The organism is Hydrogenophaga sp. (assembly GCF_030656115.1).
Classification (GTDB): Bacteria; Pseudomonadota; Gammaproteobacteria; order Burkholderiales; family Burkholderiaceae_C; genus Hydrogenophaga.
Map to the genome: position 1 here is coordinate 65,344 of NZ_JAUSOO010000061.1, position 16,237 is coordinate 81,580.

15 protein-coding genes are annotated in these 16,237 nt (G+C 58.8%); 11 read left to right on the forward strand and 4 right to left on the reverse strand.

Going from position 1 to position 16,237, the window contains the following annotated elements; translation table 11 throughout:
- Positions 1 to 17: 17 nt before the first annotated feature.
- The 10 genes from Q7J58_RS08805 to Q7J58_RS08850 all read left to right on the forward strand — a co-directional run bounded on the left by Q7J58_RS08805 (position 18) and on the right by Q7J58_RS08850 (position 8,803).
- The gene (locus Q7J58_RS08805) at positions 18 to 389 is read left to right on the forward strand and encodes a PilZ domain-containing protein (protein WP_304826337.1); all 372 of its coding nucleotides are present in this window, start codon (positions 18 to 20) and stop codon (positions 387 to 389) included.
- A 90-nt stretch (positions 390 to 479) separates the two neighbouring features.
- Positions 480 to 1,295 (forward strand): TatD family hydrolase, encoded by an 816-nt coding sequence (locus Q7J58_RS08810; RefSeq protein ID WP_304826340.1) that lies wholly within the window; start codon positions 480 to 482, stop codon positions 1,293 to 1,295.
- Entirely contained in the window at positions 1,231 to 1,998 is a 768-nt protein-coding gene (locus Q7J58_RS08815; protein ID WP_304826342.1) for an ankyrin repeat domain-containing protein, read from the forward strand. The genes Q7J58_RS08810 and Q7J58_RS08815 overlap by 65 nt, the downstream gene beginning before the upstream one ends.
- Before the next feature lie 138 nt (positions 1,999 to 2,136).
- A complete protein-coding gene (locus Q7J58_RS08820; RefSeq protein WP_304826345.1) occupies positions 2,137 to 2,625 on the forward strand; it encodes a tripartite tricarboxylate transporter TctB family protein in 489 nt (162 codons plus the stop codon).
- 15 nt (positions 2,626 to 2,640) lie between these two features.
- Positions 2,641 to 4,152 carry a tripartite tricarboxylate transporter permease gene (locus Q7J58_RS08825; protein ID WP_304826348.1) on the forward strand — a complete coding sequence of 504 codons (1,512 nt, stop codon included), beginning with the start codon at positions 2,641 to 2,643 and terminating at the stop codon, positions 4,150 to 4,152.
- Positions 4,153 to 4,527: 375 nt separating this feature from the next.
- On the forward strand, positions 4,528 to 5,373 hold the full coding sequence (locus tag Q7J58_RS08830; RefSeq protein WP_304826351.1) for an ABC transporter substrate-binding protein: 846 nt from the start codon (positions 4,528 to 4,530) through the stop codon (positions 5,371 to 5,373).
- 3 nt (positions 5,374 to 5,376) lie between these two features.
- Positions 5,377 to 6,063 (forward strand): ABC transporter permease subunit, encoded by a 687-nt coding sequence (locus Q7J58_RS08835; protein ID WP_304826354.1) that lies wholly within the window; start codon positions 5,377 to 5,379, stop codon positions 6,061 to 6,063.
- Between the two features lie 12 nt (positions 6,064 to 6,075).
- Positions 6,076 to 6,789, forward strand: a complete 714-nt coding sequence (locus tag Q7J58_RS08840; protein WP_304826357.1) for an ABC transporter permease subunit — start codon at positions 6,076 to 6,078, stop codon at positions 6,787 to 6,789.
- Positions 6,790 to 6,879: 90 nt separating this feature from the next.
- The gene (locus tag Q7J58_RS08845; RefSeq protein WP_304826359.1) at positions 6,880 to 7,962 is read left to right on the forward strand and encodes a M14 family metallopeptidase; all 1,083 of its coding nucleotides are present in this window, start codon (positions 6,880 to 6,882) and stop codon (positions 7,960 to 7,962) included.
- A 40-nt stretch (positions 7,963 to 8,002) separates the two neighbouring features.
- Entirely contained in the window at positions 8,003 to 8,803 is an 801-nt protein-coding gene (locus tag Q7J58_RS08850; RefSeq protein ID WP_304826362.1) for an ATP-binding cassette domain-containing protein, read from the forward strand.
- Between the two features lie 17 nt (positions 8,804 to 8,820).
- Here the strand turns inward: Q7J58_RS08850 and Q7J58_RS08855 are convergent, their stop codons facing one another.
- Positions 8,821 to 9,765, reverse strand: coding sequence for an adenylate/guanylate cyclase domain-containing protein (locus tag Q7J58_RS08855; RefSeq protein ID WP_304826365.1), 945 nt, complete (start codon positions 9,763 to 9,765; stop codon positions 8,821 to 8,823).
- A gap of 357 nt (positions 9,766 to 10,122) precedes the next feature.
- Between Q7J58_RS08855 and Q7J58_RS08860 the strand changes: the two genes are divergently transcribed.
- Positions 10,123 to 10,455, forward strand: a complete 333-nt coding sequence (locus Q7J58_RS08860) for a hypothetical protein (RefSeq protein ID WP_304826368.1) — start codon at positions 10,123 to 10,125, stop codon at positions 10,453 to 10,455.
- Between the two features lie 55 nt (positions 10,456 to 10,510).
- On the opposite strand, the gene Q7J58_RS08865 is transcribed toward Q7J58_RS08860, so the two are convergent.
- From Q7J58_RS08865 to Q7J58_RS08875, 3 genes are all read right to left on the reverse strand, one after another.
- The gene (locus Q7J58_RS08865) at positions 10,511 to 11,464 is read right to left on the reverse strand and encodes an LD-carboxypeptidase (RefSeq protein ID WP_304826371.1); all 954 of its coding nucleotides are present in this window, start codon (positions 11,462 to 11,464) and stop codon (positions 10,511 to 10,513) included.
- Between the two features lie 120 nt (positions 11,465 to 11,584).
- Complete coding sequence (gene tadA, locus Q7J58_RS08870) at positions 11,585 to 13,003, reverse strand: tRNA adenosine(34) deaminase TadA (protein WP_304826374.1); 1,419 nt, start codon at positions 13,001 to 13,003, stop codon at positions 11,585 to 11,587.
- 62 nt (positions 13,004 to 13,065) lie between these two features.
- Complete coding sequence (locus Q7J58_RS08875) at positions 13,066 to 16,233, reverse strand: efflux RND transporter permease subunit (RefSeq protein ID WP_304826377.1); 3,168 nt, start codon at positions 16,231 to 16,233, stop codon at positions 13,066 to 13,068.
- Positions 16,234 to 16,237: the final 4 nt, after the last annotated feature.

Here is a 16,237-nt window from a genome sequence, read left to right on the forward strand (position 1 = left end):
CGCTAAACTCACCGTCCATGAGCACCGCCCCTTCTCCATCGGCCAACGCAGCACGCCCCAGCGTGATCCAGCTTTCCATCAAGGAAAAAGCGGCGCTGTACGCGGCCTACATTCCTTTGTTTGCCGATGGGGGCATTTTCATACCCTCATTGCGGGACTACCGCCTGGGCGACGACGTTTACGTGTTGCTCACGCTGCCCGACGACCCTCAGCGCTACCCGGTGGCGGGTAAAGTGGCCTGGATCACACCCGCGAAGGTATCGGGCTCGCGCACACGTGGCGTGGGCATCCGTTTTCCAGCCGATGAGAAATCGCGGCTGCTGAAAATCAAAATCGAAGAAATCCTGGGCGCCAGCCTGGGTTCCGAGCGCCCTACGCAAACCATCTGAGCGGTCGATGCGCTGCTGTTTGCGACAGGGCTGCGCCCATGGCTGTCGTTGTCGGCTGTTTCATGGTTTTTCACAGCAGGTTTTGTTCGCATGTTCACAGACTCCCATTGCCACCTGAACTTTCCTGAACTGCGGGAACAACTGCCCACCGTCCTGGCCGCCATGGCGCAAGCGCAGGTCAACCGGGCCCTGTGCATCTGCACCACGCTGGAAGAGTTTGAGGGCGTGCATGCTTTGGCCCGTGACCACGCCAACCTGTGGTCCACCGTGGGGGTGCATCCCGACAACGAAGGCGTACAAGAGCCCACCCTGCACGATCTGATCACCCGGTCCGAGCGACCCAAAGTGATCGGCATTGGCGAAACCGGGTTGGATTACTACCGACTCAACGGCCGCAGCGTGGGCGACATGGCTTGGCAACGCGAACGGTTTCGCACCCACATCCGTGCAGGGCGTATCACCGATTTGCCGCTCATCATCCATACGCGCAGCGCGTCCGTCGACACCCTGGCTATCCTGCGAGAAGAGGGCGGCTTTGTCGAGGCAGTCGATCCCCATGTCCGTCAAGCCCGATCACGCGGGGTGTTTCATTGCTTTACCGAAACCGAAGCTGTGGCCCGTGCAGCGCTGGATATGGATTTTTTCATCTCCTTTTCCGGCATTCTCACGTTTCGCAATGCAGCCGATCTGCGCGAAGTGGTTCGCTTCGTACCCATGGACCGCATCCTGATTGAGACCGACAGTCCCTACCTTGCCCCGGTTCCCTACCGCGGCAAAACCAATTCGCCAGCCTACGTTCCTCATGTGGCCCGGCAAATTGCCGAACTCAAAGGGATATCCCTTGAGGCGGTTGCTGAAGCCACCAGTCGCAACTTTGACGTTTTGTTTACCCGTGTGGCAGGTTGATCAAGTGAGTATGAGAAATGACATGAACACAAGCGTTAAAAAAAACGTCAAGAACCTTGTTTTTGCCGGGTTGTTGCTGGCTGCTTGTCATGCATTTGCGGGCTCTTTCGACGACTATTTCAGAGCCGTGCGACAAAACGACGAGTCCAAAGTGATTGCCCTCACCCTGCGTGGTTTCGACCTGAACACACGCAATGAAAAAAACGAACACGCGCTGCTGCTGGCCTTGCGCGAGGGTTCACTCAAAGTCGCCGATTTTCTGCTTGCGCAAAACAGCGTAGACGTGGAAGCCCACAACTCGCAAGGGGAAAGTCCGCTGATGATTGCAGCACTGAAAGGCCAGCTCGTCCAGGCGCAACGCCTGATAGAGCGGCGCGCCGAGGTCAACAAACCCGGCTGGACACCGCTGCACTACGCAGCTTCAAACGAAGCGCCTACCAGCGTGGCCATGGTGCGGCTGCTTCTGGAGCACCACGCATACATTGATGCCGAGTCGCCCAACCGAACCACCCCCCTGATGATGGCTGCGCACTATGGCAGCCCAGCTGTGGTCAAGCTGTTGCTGGAAGAGGGCGCGGACAGCTCGGTCAAGAACGAAAAAGGCCTGACCGCTGTTGACTTCGCCAACCGTGCTGGCCGCAAAGAGGCCGCCAGCATCATTGCCGCCTTCGTTCGAAGTCAGCAACCTGCGGGTCGTTGGTAAACCATCCACAAGAAGGCATGGCCCATCTCGCCAGGAACCACGCCCACCGCTGTCGCACCACAAATAGGTGTAACCCACATAAGTGCGATGGCCAGCGCACCACAAAATCGCTTCATATCCACAAAATGAGGAGATGTCGTGAAGCTGGCAAGTCAAAGAGATTTTTTTTCTGGGGTGTTGTTTACTGCGGTCGGCATAGCCTTCGCAGTAGGCGCAACCAATTTCACAGTGGGCGACGCAGCCCGCATGGGTCCTGGTTATTTCCCGTTGATGCTGGGCGTCTTGCTTGCCCTTTTGGGTTCGGCCATCACCGCCAAGTCGTTTGCGACGGGTTTACCCTGCGGTGACAAAGTGGGGCACATCGCTTGGCGACCTCTCGGCTTCATCCTCGGTGCAAACATTGCCTTTGGCGCCTTGCTGGTGGGACTTCCATCCATCGGCTTCCCCTCCATGGGCCTTATTGTGGCGATTTATGCCCTGGTGATCATCTCCAGCATGGCCCGCCAAGGCTTCAGTATCAAGGAAACCCTCGTTCTCGCAACGCTCCTGTCTGTTGGCAGCTTCATCGGGTTTGTGTACCTCTTGAAATTACCGCTCCCGGTTTGGCCAGCCTTTTTCAGCAACTGACCCGGGGCCAGCAAAATGGAACTCATCGACAATCTTGCGCTCGGTTTTGGCGTTGCTTTCACGTTTCAAAACCTGATCTATGCCTTCATAGGATGCCTACTGGGCACGCTGATCGGCGTCTTGCCGGGCATCGGCCCACTGGCCACCATCGCCATGCTGCTGCCAGCCACCTACGGTCTTCCCCCGGTGGCTGCACTCATCATGTTGGCTGGCATTTACTACGGCGCCCAGTACGGCGGATCGACCACAGCCATTCTGGTCAACCTCCCGGGTGAAACGTCTTCGGTCGTCACGGTCATTGACGGTTACCAGATGGCGCGCAAGGGCAGGGCAGGTCCTGCGCTTGCTGCCGCTGGTCTCGGTTCCTTCTTCGCGGGCTGTGTAGGCACCTTGGTTCTGGCCGCCTTTGCTCCGCCATTGACCGAAGTGGCACTGAGTTTTGGTCCTGCAGAGTATTTTGCACTCATGGTCGTGGGCTTGATTGGCGCGGTGGTCATGGCCTCTGGCTCGCTGCTCAAAGCGCTGGCCATGATTCTGCTCGGTCTGCTCATGGGGCTTGTCGGCACCGACGTGAATTCTGGCGTCGCCCGGTTCAGCTTTGACATTCCTGAACTTACCGACGGTATCAGCTTCTTGGCCATCGCCATGGGCCTGTTCGGCTACGGTGAAATCATCAACAACCTGTCACAGCCCGAGGAAAAGCGCGATGTGTTCACCGGCAAGGTCACAGGGATCATGCCCACAGCCGAAGACTTCAGAAACATGGTTCCGGCCGTTTTACGCGGTACAGCATTGGGCTCGGTGCTGGGCATCTTGCCTGGCGGCGGTGCCGTGTTGTCGTCGTTCACGGCATACACCATTGAGAAGAAAACCAAGCTGCGCCCCGGTGAAGTCCCGTTTGGCCAAGGCAATATCCGTGGAGTGGCATCACCAGAGGCGGCCAACAACGCAGGTTCACAAACGTCTTTTATTCCACTGCTTACGCTGGGCATCCCACCCAATGCGGTGATGGCATTGATGGTCGGCGCCATGACCATCCACAACATTCAGCCTGGACCCCAGGTCATGACCAGCAACCCCGAGCTCTTCTGGGGTTTGATCGCATCGATGTGGATCGGCAACCTGATGCTCGTTATCCTGAACCTGCCGCTGATTGGCTTGTGGATCAAGTTGCTCACCGTGCCATACCGTTGGTTGTTTCCGGCCATCGTGCTGTTTTGTGCCATCGGGGTGTATTCGACCAACAACAACAGCTTTGACATATGGGTCGTCGCCTTGTTCGGACTGATTGGTTACCTCTTCATCAAACTTGGATGCGAGCCTGCACCGTTGCTGCTTGGACTGATTCTGGGGCCCATGATGGAAGAGTACCTTCGTCGCGCACTTCTGATTTCACGCGGCGACTGGTCTGTGTTTGTTACCCGTCCCATCTCAGCCTCGTTGTTGGCGGTAGCCGTTGTGCTGCTTATCCTGGTGCTGATGCCATCTATTAAAAAGAAACGCGAAGAAGCGTTTGTGGAAGACTGATCCGACAGATTTCAGCACAAACCCCGCCGCGGCGGGGTTTGCTTTTTGGTGTGCCCAAAGTCACGCTGCGTATGGATCGGCGTGAGCATTGACGACCGACGGCACTGTTCAGCAAAGGCCACAGGACAGCGGTAGACAGCCATGATCGTGGGTTTCGGTGTCATTTTGATATTCCACGATGTATATTATGTATAGTTAATTTTGCGAAACCAGACAGGTCTGAATATTGCTGGGACATGTGAGTCGACAGCATGGCATGCGGGGAAACACCAGCATGGTGCATACAGAGAATTGGTCTGCCCCAGCCTACAATTAAGCGCCTTGCCGATGACCAATTTGGCAAACCACTATTTGAATAAATCTTTAAGGACTTCCATGAAGAACCTGTTTTTATCTCTGAGTCTGATCGGTGCCGTTGCTTTGGTAGGTTGTGGAAAAACCGAGGCTCCAGCACCTGCCGCTCCTGCACCGGAAGCTGCATCTGCTCCGACAGCAGCACCAGTGCCAGCAGAACTGCCCGAATTGAAAGTCGCCATCGATCCCACCTACGAGCCCTTCACGTTCAAAACCTCAGACGGCAAGCCCACCGGTTTTGATGTGGACATCGCGGAAGCACTGTGCAACGAAATCACGCGCAAATGCGTCTACGTTGAACAGGTTTGGGACAGCATGATCCCTGGCCTGCAAGCTAAAAAGTACGATGTGATCATCAGTTCCATGTCGATTACAGACGATCGCAAGAAGGTGGTCGACTTCACCGATAAATACTACAACACGCCCAGCCGCATTGTTGTCAAAAGCGAAACCGCCTTTACCGACCTGAACTCGCTCAAGGGTAAAAAAATTGGTGTTCTGAAAGGCTCTACCCAGGAAAAATACGCCATGGGTGACCTGAAACCCGTGGGTGTGAAAGTAGTTCCTTACGAAGCACAAGATCAGGTCTATCTCGACATCAAATCGGGTCGCCTTGACGGCACGGTGGCCGACTCGGTGGAGGTTACAGGTGGCTTTCTGAGCAAGCCAGAAGGTCAAGGTTACGGCTTCGTTGGGCCTGTACTCAACGATGTGAAGTACTACGGTTACGGCGTCGGCATTGCACTGCGTCAGGGTGAAACGGGCCTGCGTGACGAGTTGAACGCGGCCATCAAGGCGATCCGCGCCAATGGCGTGTACGAGACGGTCAGCAAGAAGTACTTCGACTTCGACGTGTACGGCGAATAAAGTTTGACCGGCTATTACGCGTCCATCCTTCAAGGCGCCCTCCTCACGGTGGGCGTCTCGTTGGCCGCGCTGGTGGTGGCTGTCTTGCTCGGCTTGGTTGGCGCGGCAGCCAAACTCTCAGGCCGGCCCGTGCTGGTGTCACTGGCAACTCTTTACACAACTTTGGTGCGTGGGGTGCCTGAGTTGGTGCTGATGCTGCTGATTTTTTACGGCGGTACCATCGGCCTAAACCATCTGCTTGAAGCCTTGGGCAGTCAGGCCACGGCCGATATCAATCCTTTTGTGGCTGGCGTGCTCACCATTGGGTTCATTTACGGCGCATACATGACCGAAACCTTTCGAGGGGCCATTTTGTCTATACCGAAAGGGCAAATGGAAGCTGCATGGGCTTTTGGCATGGGCCGAGTTCGTACGTTTGTCCGTATCACGGCCCCCCAGATGGTGCGCTATGCCCTGCCCGGCTTCACCAACAACTGGCTGGTGCTGATCAAGGCAACTGCCCTCATCAGTCTTATTGGCTTGCAGGAAATGACCTATCTCGCCAAACAAGCCAGTTCAGCCACGAGAGAGCCGTTCACCTTTTTCCTGTTTGCCGCAGGTTTGTTTCTGATTTACACATCGGTGTCCTTGTGGGCACTGCGCAAGCTGGAGCGCCGCTTCAGCATGGGCGTTAAGCGCGGGCGGGTCTGAGGTGGTGCGCTCATGAAATGGCAAGTCATCTTTGAGCCCGACACCTTGGCTCTCTATGGCGAAGGTGTCGTGACCACCCTTACCCTGCTGCTGTCTTCGCTGGGTGTGGGTGCTGTGCTGGCGGTATTTTTTGCACTCGCACTCACCAGCTCCATAGCGCCACTGCGGGCTTTGGTCGGCGTCTACACCTACGTGATTCGGGGCACCCCGCTGTTGATTCAGGTTTATTTGATCTATTACGGCCTGGCGCAACTGGAGTGGATTCAGTCTCGCTGGGACGACGTGTGGCCTTGGACGCACTTCAAGGAACCCTTTTTCTGTGCCTTGCTGGCATTCAGCCTCAACACCGCCGGCTATACCGCTGAAATGCTGGCGGGGGCCATCCGCGAAACTGCGGCCGGTGAAATCGAAGCTGCGCAAGCCATGGGTATGAGCCGCGTCCAGGCGATGCGTCGCATTGTGTTGCCCAGCGCTTTGCGCCGCACCTTGCCGGCCTACAGCAACGAGGTGGTCATGATGTTGCACAGCACCAGCTTGGCCAGCACCGTGCCCGCCATGCTGGACGTGACCGCAGCCGCCAGCCGCATCTACTCTGATTTTTACCTGCCTTTTGAAGCGTACTTGTTCGCTGCGGCCATTTACCTTTGCATCACCTTCAGCCTGGTCGGCCTGTTCAAATTGGCCGAACGGCGTTTCCTGGCCCACTTGGCACCGCGCAGACACTGACGTGGTTGACCTTCACCAGTTGTCCCACCTTCCATGCAGCGTACCGAACACCCTTTGTTGAGTCCGAGTCTGGGCAGTCAGAAGACGCTCGTGAGTTTTCAGTTTGGACACTCCAGCGCAAGGCCCAAGGTGTACCTGCAGGCCAGCCTGCACGCCGAAGAGTTGCCCGGTATGCTAGCGGCGCACCACCTGAGAGCGCACTTGGAGGCTGCAGAGCGCGATGGTCGGCTGGTTGGTCAGGTGGTGCTTGTGCCGGCAGCCAACCCGATTGGTTTGGCTCAGCGGTTGGACCACAAGGCCATGGGACGGTTTGATCTGGACACCGCGCAAAACTTCAACCGTCATTACCCTGATCTCGCGCTGGCGGTATGGGACCGCGTGAAAACCCGTCTGGGTGCCGATGCCCAAACCAATGTCACCACCGTTCGCGAGTGTGTGGGTGCTTGGTTGCAAGCATGGCAACCCCTGACCGAGCTGGACAGTTTGCGCCGTCAGTTGTTGCTGTTGTCACACGATGCCGACGTGGTGATCGACTTGCACTGCGACTGGGAAGCCGCCCTGCACCTTTACAGCGAAGAAGCCTGCTGGCCGCCCTTGGAGCCGCTGGCGCGCTTGCTCGGTTGCAGGGCCGTTTTGCTGGCCAAAGAGTCGGGAGGTGGACCTTTTGACGAACGGCTCTCCGGCCTTTGGTGGCAACTCGCCGACCAGCTCAAAGCCGCCGGGATCGGTGTACCTCTGCCACAAGGCTGCGCCAGCACCACGGTCGAACTCCGCGGAGAGTCTGACGTGAGCCACCGACACGCCACGCAGGACGCGGCCGCCTTATTGGCCTATCTTGAACACTTGGGCGTGGCTCAGGTTGCGGCACCACACGAACTCCCTGCCCTGCCCTGCGTCCCAACGCCTTTGGCCGGTTCACAAACCTTGCGTTCACCCGTTCCAGGTGTGTTGGTTTTCCTGGTGCAACCGGGTCAGGTGCTGGCCATGGGCGATGCGGTCGCCGAGGTGATTGACCCAACGGCTGCTGGCCAATCGCGCGTGCACACGGTGCATGCGGACGTCGCCGGCGTGCTCTACGCCAGGGTCAAAGAGCGCTATATCGTTGCCGGTGGCGAGGTAGGCAAAATCGCTGGCAGCACGCCTTTCCGATCCGGTGACCTGCTAGGCGCCTAGCGCCGTAACCGGTACATCTTCCAACAATGAACCGCCCTTTATGAACGCTGACGACACTGCGACCACACCCACCTCCAGCCCTCTGCTGGCGGTAGAGAATATTCACAAGCGGTTTGGATCCAACGAAGTGCTCAAAGGCGTGTCGCTACAAGCAAGTGCGGGCGACGTGATCAGTCTCATCGGCAGTTCAGGCTCGGGAAAAAGCACTTTGCTGCGTTGCATCAACCTGCTGGAAAAACCCAATACTGGGCGTATTGTCCTGTCCGGAGAAGAGTTGCAACTCAAGGCGGACCGGCACGGTGAGTTGCAGGCTGTCAACGCGGCACAGTTGCAACGCTTGCGCACCAAGCTGGCCATGGTGTTTCAGCATTTCAACTTGTGGGCACACATGACCGTGCTCGAAAACATCATTGAAGCGCCTGTGAATGTACTGGGTATTTCCCGCGATAAGGCGGTAGAAACCGCACGGCGCTATCTGGAGCGGGTGGGTCTGAACGGCGTGGAAGACCGGTATCCTGCCCACATGAGCGGTGGTCAACAACAGCGTGTGGCCATTGCACGTGCACTGGCAGTGGAGCCGGCGGTCATGCTGTTTGACGAACCCACCAGCGCACTCGACCCCGAGTTGGTTGGAGAGGTCTTGCGTGTGATGAAGCTGCTGGCCGAAGAAGGCCGAACCATGCTGGTGGTAACACACGAAATGGGTTTTGCGCGCGAGGTGTCTTCACACCTTATCTTCTTACATCAGGGAAAAATCGAAGAACAGGGTGTACCGGCCGAGGTGTTGGCGCGCCCGAAAAGCGAGCGTCTGGCGCAGTTTCTGTCGGGCAATCTCAAATAATCGAACGATCCGCGGCTTCACACCTGCACAGTACGATCGCCAAAAGCGAGTCGATCGTCGACCAACCTGAAACTGACGGTGGGCGTATTGAAGTCCGAGAATGGCGCACCCATAGCAATTTCACCACGGCTGTGCAACAGGCATTCCTGACGTCTGAGCGCAACGGTATTTTCGTGTCCTTCGAACCGCACCCAAGTGCCATAGCTGCTGGTGTCTTTCAGTACGTAATTGCCCGAGCAGCTGTCGATCCTCGCATGCAAGCGCGAGACGCGGGGATCGTTGACCACAAAATCGGCTTCGGGTACACGCCCAATTCTCAACGGAAAATCCGTCAGTTTGAAGGCGCAGGAAGCACCCAAGTGCTTCAGTTCAAGGCCGACAAAAGTCGACTCGGAGGTCATGTCCAGTTGAAACAGATCGGAGGGCAGCGTCAGAAACTCAGACAACATCTCAGGCTGCCACTCGATTCTGAAAACGTCACAGGGCTCGACCCTTCCCTTGATCTGCATTGGTCCCAGGAGGCGGCTGCGCACGCCATGGCGAACACCCAGATTGCGAACCACCTGACCCGTCACCAAGATCTGCTCAGGACCAGCCAAATCACTCAGACGTGAAGCCACGTTCACCGAATCACCAAAACAGTCTCCATCGAACTGCAGAACCTGGCCCCGAGCCATACCGATCTGCATTAAAAGCTTAGGGTGGTGGGGCCAATGCGCTGTACGCTGCGAGTGCTCTTGCTGAATCCGGATAATGGTTTCTACCGCCTGTAGGTTGCTGCTGAAGGACAGCAGAACACCATCGCCCAGCATCTTGACCACGTCGCCACCGTTCTCAAGACCAACAGATCCGATCCAATGGGTCAACTTCATGATTGCTTTCGCAGCACGGTCATCGCCCAATGTTTCAAACACAGAGACGCTACCGGTCAAATCGATGAATGCGACAGTCAGCTCAGCCATATTTCAGAAGTCATTCGGCTGAATTACAACACATTGTTACGAATCGATCGAGCCTCTTACAGAAGGGTTTCTTGTGTGCAGGATGCGCCGTTTGCGCCTTGAGAACAACCGTTGGGCAGATCTCAGGTCAGTCCAGAGCATTCAGATCGGCAGGTATACGGACGAATGGCTGAGAGGCTGAGCTCGGACACCGCGCAGAGTGGATGCTGCCAGCGCAGACTGTCCCACCGTCCACGAGGTGGCAAAAGTGCAAGATTCCAGCGTTGCTTTTCGTTGGACACAGGTATTCACGGTTGCACACACCGGCTTAATGGCGTACCCTAACAACATAAGCATAAAGTCGTTGAGGTTATTTACATGCGCTGGTTCAAACCGGGTATACGAAACAGTATTTCGGCCCTTTTGGGGTCCGAGGTCCGTAAAAATTCACCAGAAGCACTAGAGCCGGTGAGAAAAGCCATGCTGGCAGCGCTGGGTGAAGATGGCGCGTTGATCAATCCGCAACTCACACGTCGCTTGAACTACTTGGCCGATGCACATGCACTCTGGTTTGCTCGATCAGAAATGATGTCGGTGCTTAGCCAACTGCATGGCGAAGCCAAAGCTGTCGACACCGTGCAAAACCTTTCACCGGTTTTTCGAGGGCTGGTACCCAACAGCCTGATTGAGTCCTGCCGCTTGCGTCGCTAGGAACCGATCGGACTTGGACACCACCGGCTGCAAATCGACCGCAGCAGGGGCAATATCATCCCCAATACAACAGGGCATCGCGCCCTTGCACCATCAGTTCTACCTGATGACCTACGGGTAGCAACACTTTGGTGGGTACATGTCCAAAAGGAAGGCCTGTGAATACGGGTGTGCATGTTTGTGAGCGCAACCATTTCACAACCGTTTGCAGTTTGAACCCCCGGTCGTGTGGGCTTGGCTGGTAACGGTTGAATGAACCGAGCAGCACCGCTTTTTGTTGATCCACAATACCGGCGTGCAACAACTGGGTGAGTTGCCGCTCAATCCGATAAGGGTGCTCGTTCACATCTTCGAGAAACAAGATGCCGCCTTTGATTGCGGGCAAATACGGGGTCCCTACCAGCGAGCACAGTACCGTCAGGTTGCCTCCCCACAGGGTGGCTTTGCTTACCCGCAGTTCGTGCGACTCGTTATCGGCGATCTTGTTCTTTTGCTGTAGCAGCGCGGCCAAGGCGGGCACGTCACCCGCAGGCAAGCGCCAGCCAGAGCCTTCGCCGTGGCCACAGATCAGATCGTCAAAGCAGGCCTCCATGATCTCGTCTGGCCCCCCCTCGGCGCCAAAATCTTCACCCAAAGCGGGTCCTGCCCAGGTGACAGCACCGGTTTTGGCATGCACAGCACATTGAAATGCCGTGAAGTCGCTGAGGCCGACAAACTGGGTGCCGCGTTCGATGGCCTTGGCCAGTGACTTGTAGGGCAGGCCCCCCAAGATGCGGGTGAGACCGTATCCTCCGCGTGAGATCAGTGCCACATCAGCGCCGCTGGCCGCAGCGCGGCCAATGGCAGCCAGGCGGGTTTCGTCATCGCCTGCGAAACGCAGATGGCTGCACAGGGCCGCCTCGTCAATCTCTACATCGTGCCCCAACACCTTGAGGCGGGCCACACCCCGGCGAAATGCGGCTTTGTCGCGCACGGCGCTGGAAGGGGAATAAATGTAGATATGGCTCATGGGGTGTGGCGGCTGGCAAAGAGGGGCATTATCCTGGAAAGGTCAGCAGGACGAATGCGAGCTCAGTGTCACGGCTAGGCGCCTGCGCGACAAAACCCCCTCTTTTGCCGTACGGGCAGCCTAGAAGTGTGCGCAGGCCATCTGGGCGAAGGCTTCGCTGTGTTCTGGCACAAAATGACCTGCTTGGGGCAGCAGCACAGGCTCTGGGGCATTGCGGATGAGCCGATGCAAGCTGCGCATCACCGGCTCGCCCAGCACCGGGTCTTTTTGGCCAATGACCATGAGGCTTTGGCCCCGCCAGCTGTCTTGCCAAAACGCACGGGCCAGTTGCGAGACGGCGGCGCCATCGTCTTGGGCATGCTCGGGCACCAAAGCCGCAAAGGCGCGCAACGCGGCACGGTGACCTTGGTCGGGAAACGGTGCGTTGTAGGCTGCGCACTCCCCGTCGCTCAGGCGCGGGTTGCTGCGCGCGAACAGGCGGGCGATGTCAAAGGCAGGCTTTTCAGCACACATCTTTCGCCAGGCCAAAAAGCCGGGCGACAAGGGCGTATCTCCTGTGGCCAGCATGGTGTTCATCACGAGCAAACCCCGGTAGCGCTGTGGTGCGGCCATGGGCAGCGTCAATCCCAGCAAACCTCCCCAGTCTTGCACCACCAGCACCACATTGCGAAGGTCCAGCCGTTCGATCAATTCCAACAACACCTGGCGATGCCAAAGGAAAGTGTGGGCCGCTTCCTTTTTGGGTTTGTCGCTTTTGCCAAAGCCAATCAGATCGGGTGCGACCACCCGACCGCCTGCCGCCGTGAAAACGGGAATCATCTTGCGGTACAGGTAACTCCAAGCGGGGTTGCCATGCAGGCAAAGCCAGGTCCGGGGTGCGTCGCTGGTTGGAGTCGAAGGCTTTTCGTCTAGGTAATGCAGGCGCAATCCGTTGAGCGATGGGAGATCGCTGATGTAATTTGGCGCCCACGGGTAGCCGGGCAGATGGTCAAACCTTGCCTGGGGTGTGCGCAGAGCGTCTTCGCGCAATGGGTGCGCATTGCGGCGGTGTTCATCGCGCCGCTGACGGAAAAAATCGGCCAGCAGGCGTGAGCAGTCCGCGGCCAACACACCGCCCTGCACCGCTGTGTGGTGGTTCAGACGGGCCTCTTCGAACAGGTTCAGTACCGAGCCAGCCGCGCCGGTTTTCAGGTCGGTTGCGCCAAACACCACCCGTTTGAAACGGGCATGCAACAAGGCGCCGCTGCACATGGCGCAAGGCTCTAGGGTCACAAACAGTTCGCAGTCGTCCAGTCGGTAGTTGTCAAGAACGCGGGCGGCTGCGCGCAAGGCCTCGATTTCGGCATGCGCCGTGGGGTCGCATCCAGCAATGGGCGCATTGCGACCCGCTGCAATCACACGGTCTTGGTGCACGACGACGGCACCCACAGGCACTTCGCCATGGGCTGCCGCCTCGCGCGCCTGGGCCAACGCCAGGCGCATGAAATGTGCATCGCGGCTTGTTCCGCTGCCGTTGTCGTTCTCGATTTCAGTTGGCATGGCTCATTCCATTGAACCCAGCCGCCTGTTGGCCCTGGCAAGGACACTGGGTCTATCTTGGTTCAGGCGGCGGGTTGCGGTTCGCGCTTCACGCGAAACCACGCAGCATACATGGCGGGCAGCGCCAGCAGCGTGAGCACCGTGGCCACGATCAGGCCACCCATGATGGCCACGGCCATCGGGCCCCAGAACACGCTGCGCGAGAGCGGGATCATGGCCAGCACGGCGGCTGCGGCGGTCAGCACGATCGGGCGCATGCGGCGCACGGCGGCCTCCACAATGGCATCCCAGGCGGGCACACCGCGGTTGCGGTCTTGCTCGATCTGGTCGATCAGGATCACCGAATTGCGCTGGATCATGCCCATGAGCGCAATCACGCCGAGCAACGCCACGAAACCGAACGGGCGGTTCAGCAACAGCAGCGCCCCGGCCACGCCCGCCATGCCCAGCGGACCGGTGATGAACACCAGCAGTGAGCGGCTGAAGCTTTGCAACTGCAGCATGAGCAGCGTGAAGGTGATGAACAGCATGATGGGAATGCCCGCAGCAATGGACGACGATCCCTTGCTGCTTTCTTCCACCGCGCCAGCCACTTGCACCCGGTAAGCGCTCAAGCCGCGTTGCGCCCAGCCGTTCTCAATGGCTTTGAGCGCCGGCAACAGCTCGGCGGTGACGGTGGCGCCTTGCAAGCCCTCAACCACGTCGCCCTGCACCGTGATGGCGTAGTCGCGGTTTTCGCGCCACATCACGCCGGGCTCCCAGTCGAACACCGGGCGCGCAATCTGCAACAGCGGAATGCTCTGGCCACCGGCGGTGGGCAGGTAGGCGTTGGCCAGACTGGAAATGGCGTCGCGCTCATTGAGCGGCTGGCGCAGCACGATGTCGATCAGCTTGTCGCCGTCGCGGTACTGGCCCACGGTGCTGCCACTGAGCAAGGTGCGCCCGGCCTGCGCGATGGACTGGCTGCTCACGCCCAGGGCGCGCGCCTTGGCCTGGTCCACGGCCAGACGCAGCACCTTCACCGACTCGTTCCAGTTGTCGTTCACGCCGCGCATGTTGGGGCTGGCGCGCACGGCGGCTTTCACCTCGTCGGCCAGGGTGCGCAGCACGGCCGGGTCGGTGCCGACCACGCGGAACTGCACCGGGTACGGCACCGGCGGGCCGTTGGGCAGCAGCTTCACGCGGCCGCGCACCTCGGGGAATTCGGTGGCCAGCAGTTCGGGCAGGGCCTTGCGCAGGCGCTCGCGGGTTTTCAGGTCTTGCGGCAACACGATCATTTGCGACACGTTGGTCTGCGGAAAGATCTGGTCCAGCGGCAAATAAAAACGCGGCACGCCCGAGCCGACCCAGGTGCTCACGCTGGTCACGCCCGGCTCTGCCGCCAGGCGGGCTTCCACCCGGCGCGTCACCTCGTCGTTGGCGGCCATGCTGCTGCCTTCGGGCAACCACACGTCCACCATGATCTCGGGCCGGCTGGAGTCGGGGAAGAACTGCTGCTGCACCTGACCCATGCCCACCATGCCCAGCACAAAGGTGCCGATGGTCAAACCAATGGTGATCCAGCGGTGCTGCACACACCAGTTCACGGTAGCGCGAAAGCGGTCGTAAAACGGACCGTCAAACACCTCGTCGGCGGGTCCCACATGGGGTTTCACTTTGAGCAGCTTCACGCCCAGGTAAGGCACAAAAAACACCGCCACGATCCAGGACAGCACCAGCGCAATGACCGTGACCGCAAAAATGGCAAAGGTGTATTCGCCCACGGTGGAATTGGCCATGCCGATGGGCAGAAAACCCGCTGCGGTGATCAGCGTGCCGGTCAGCATGGGCATGGCCGTGGCCTCCCAGGTGAAGGTGGCCGCGCGCATCATCGTGTAGCCCTCTTCGAGCTTGCGCACCATCATCTCTACCGCAATGATGGCGTCGTCCACCAGCAAACCCAGCGCGATGATGAGCGAGCCCAGCGAGATTTTGTGCAAGCCAATGCCCCAGTACTGCATGGCCAGAAAGGTGATGGCCAGCACCAGCGGAATGGTGATGAACACCACCAGGCCGGGCCGCATGTCCAGCGTGTAGCGGCGCAGGCCGTGCCCGCCTTCGCGCTTGTGCAGGCCCAGCGCCAGAAAACTCACCGCCAGCACAATCACCACCGCTTCAATCAGCACCTTCACAAACTCGTTGACCGAGCGCGTGACGGCGCTGGGCTGGTCTTGCACCTGCACCAGCGTCATGCCCGCAGGCAAAGCGGCTTTGATCTCGGTCACCGTGGTTTCCAGGGCCTTGCCCAGCGCAATGATGTCGCCGCCCTTGGCCATGGAAATGCCCAGGGCAATGCTGTCGATACCGTTGTGCCGCACCATCACCTGCGGTGGGTCGGCGTAGCCCAGGCCAATTTGTGCAATATCGCCCAAGCGTATTTGGTTGCCGTTGGCGGCGCGGATGGGCATGGCGCGCAACTGCTCCACCGAGGTGAACGCACCGGCCACCCGCACCTGCACCACGTCGTGGGGTGCCTGCACCGCGCCAGCGGATTCGACCGCGTTTTGCTGCCCCAGCGCGGCCAGCACCTGCTGCAGGTCCAGCCCCAGCGTGGCCAGGCGTTTCATGGAGAGTTCGATGTACAGCTTTTCATCCTGCACACCAAACAGCTCGACCTTGTTCACGTCTTTCACACGCAGCAGGCGCTGGCGCACGTCGTCGGCCACCAGTTTCTTGTCCGCCGGCGAAAAGCCTTCGCCCTGCAAGGCGTAAATAACGCCGAACACATCGCCAAATTCATCGTTGAAAAACGGCCCCACCACGCCCGGGGGCAGCGTGCCGCGCATGTCGCCGATTTTTTTGCGCACGGTGTACCAGGTTTGCGGCACGTCGCTGGCGGGCGCGTTGTCCTTGAGCTGGAAGATGATGAGCGCTTCACCTGGCTTGGAATAACTGCGGATCTTGTCTGCGTAGGGCACTTCCTGCAGCGTCTTTTCTACCCGGTCGGCCACCTGTTCGGCCACCTGTTGGGCGGTGGCGCCGGGCCAGTAAGCCCGCACCACCATGGCGCGGAAGGTGAACGGTGGGTCTTCGTCCTGACCGAGCTGGAAGTAGGCGGCCACGCCCAGCAACATCAGCACGATCATCAGGTAGCGGGTGAAGGCCTGGTGGTCCAGCGCCCATTGCGACAGGTTGAAACGCGACACCCAGGACGTCTGGGCGGCTTGAGACGGTGGTTTGGTGGGGTGCATGGCG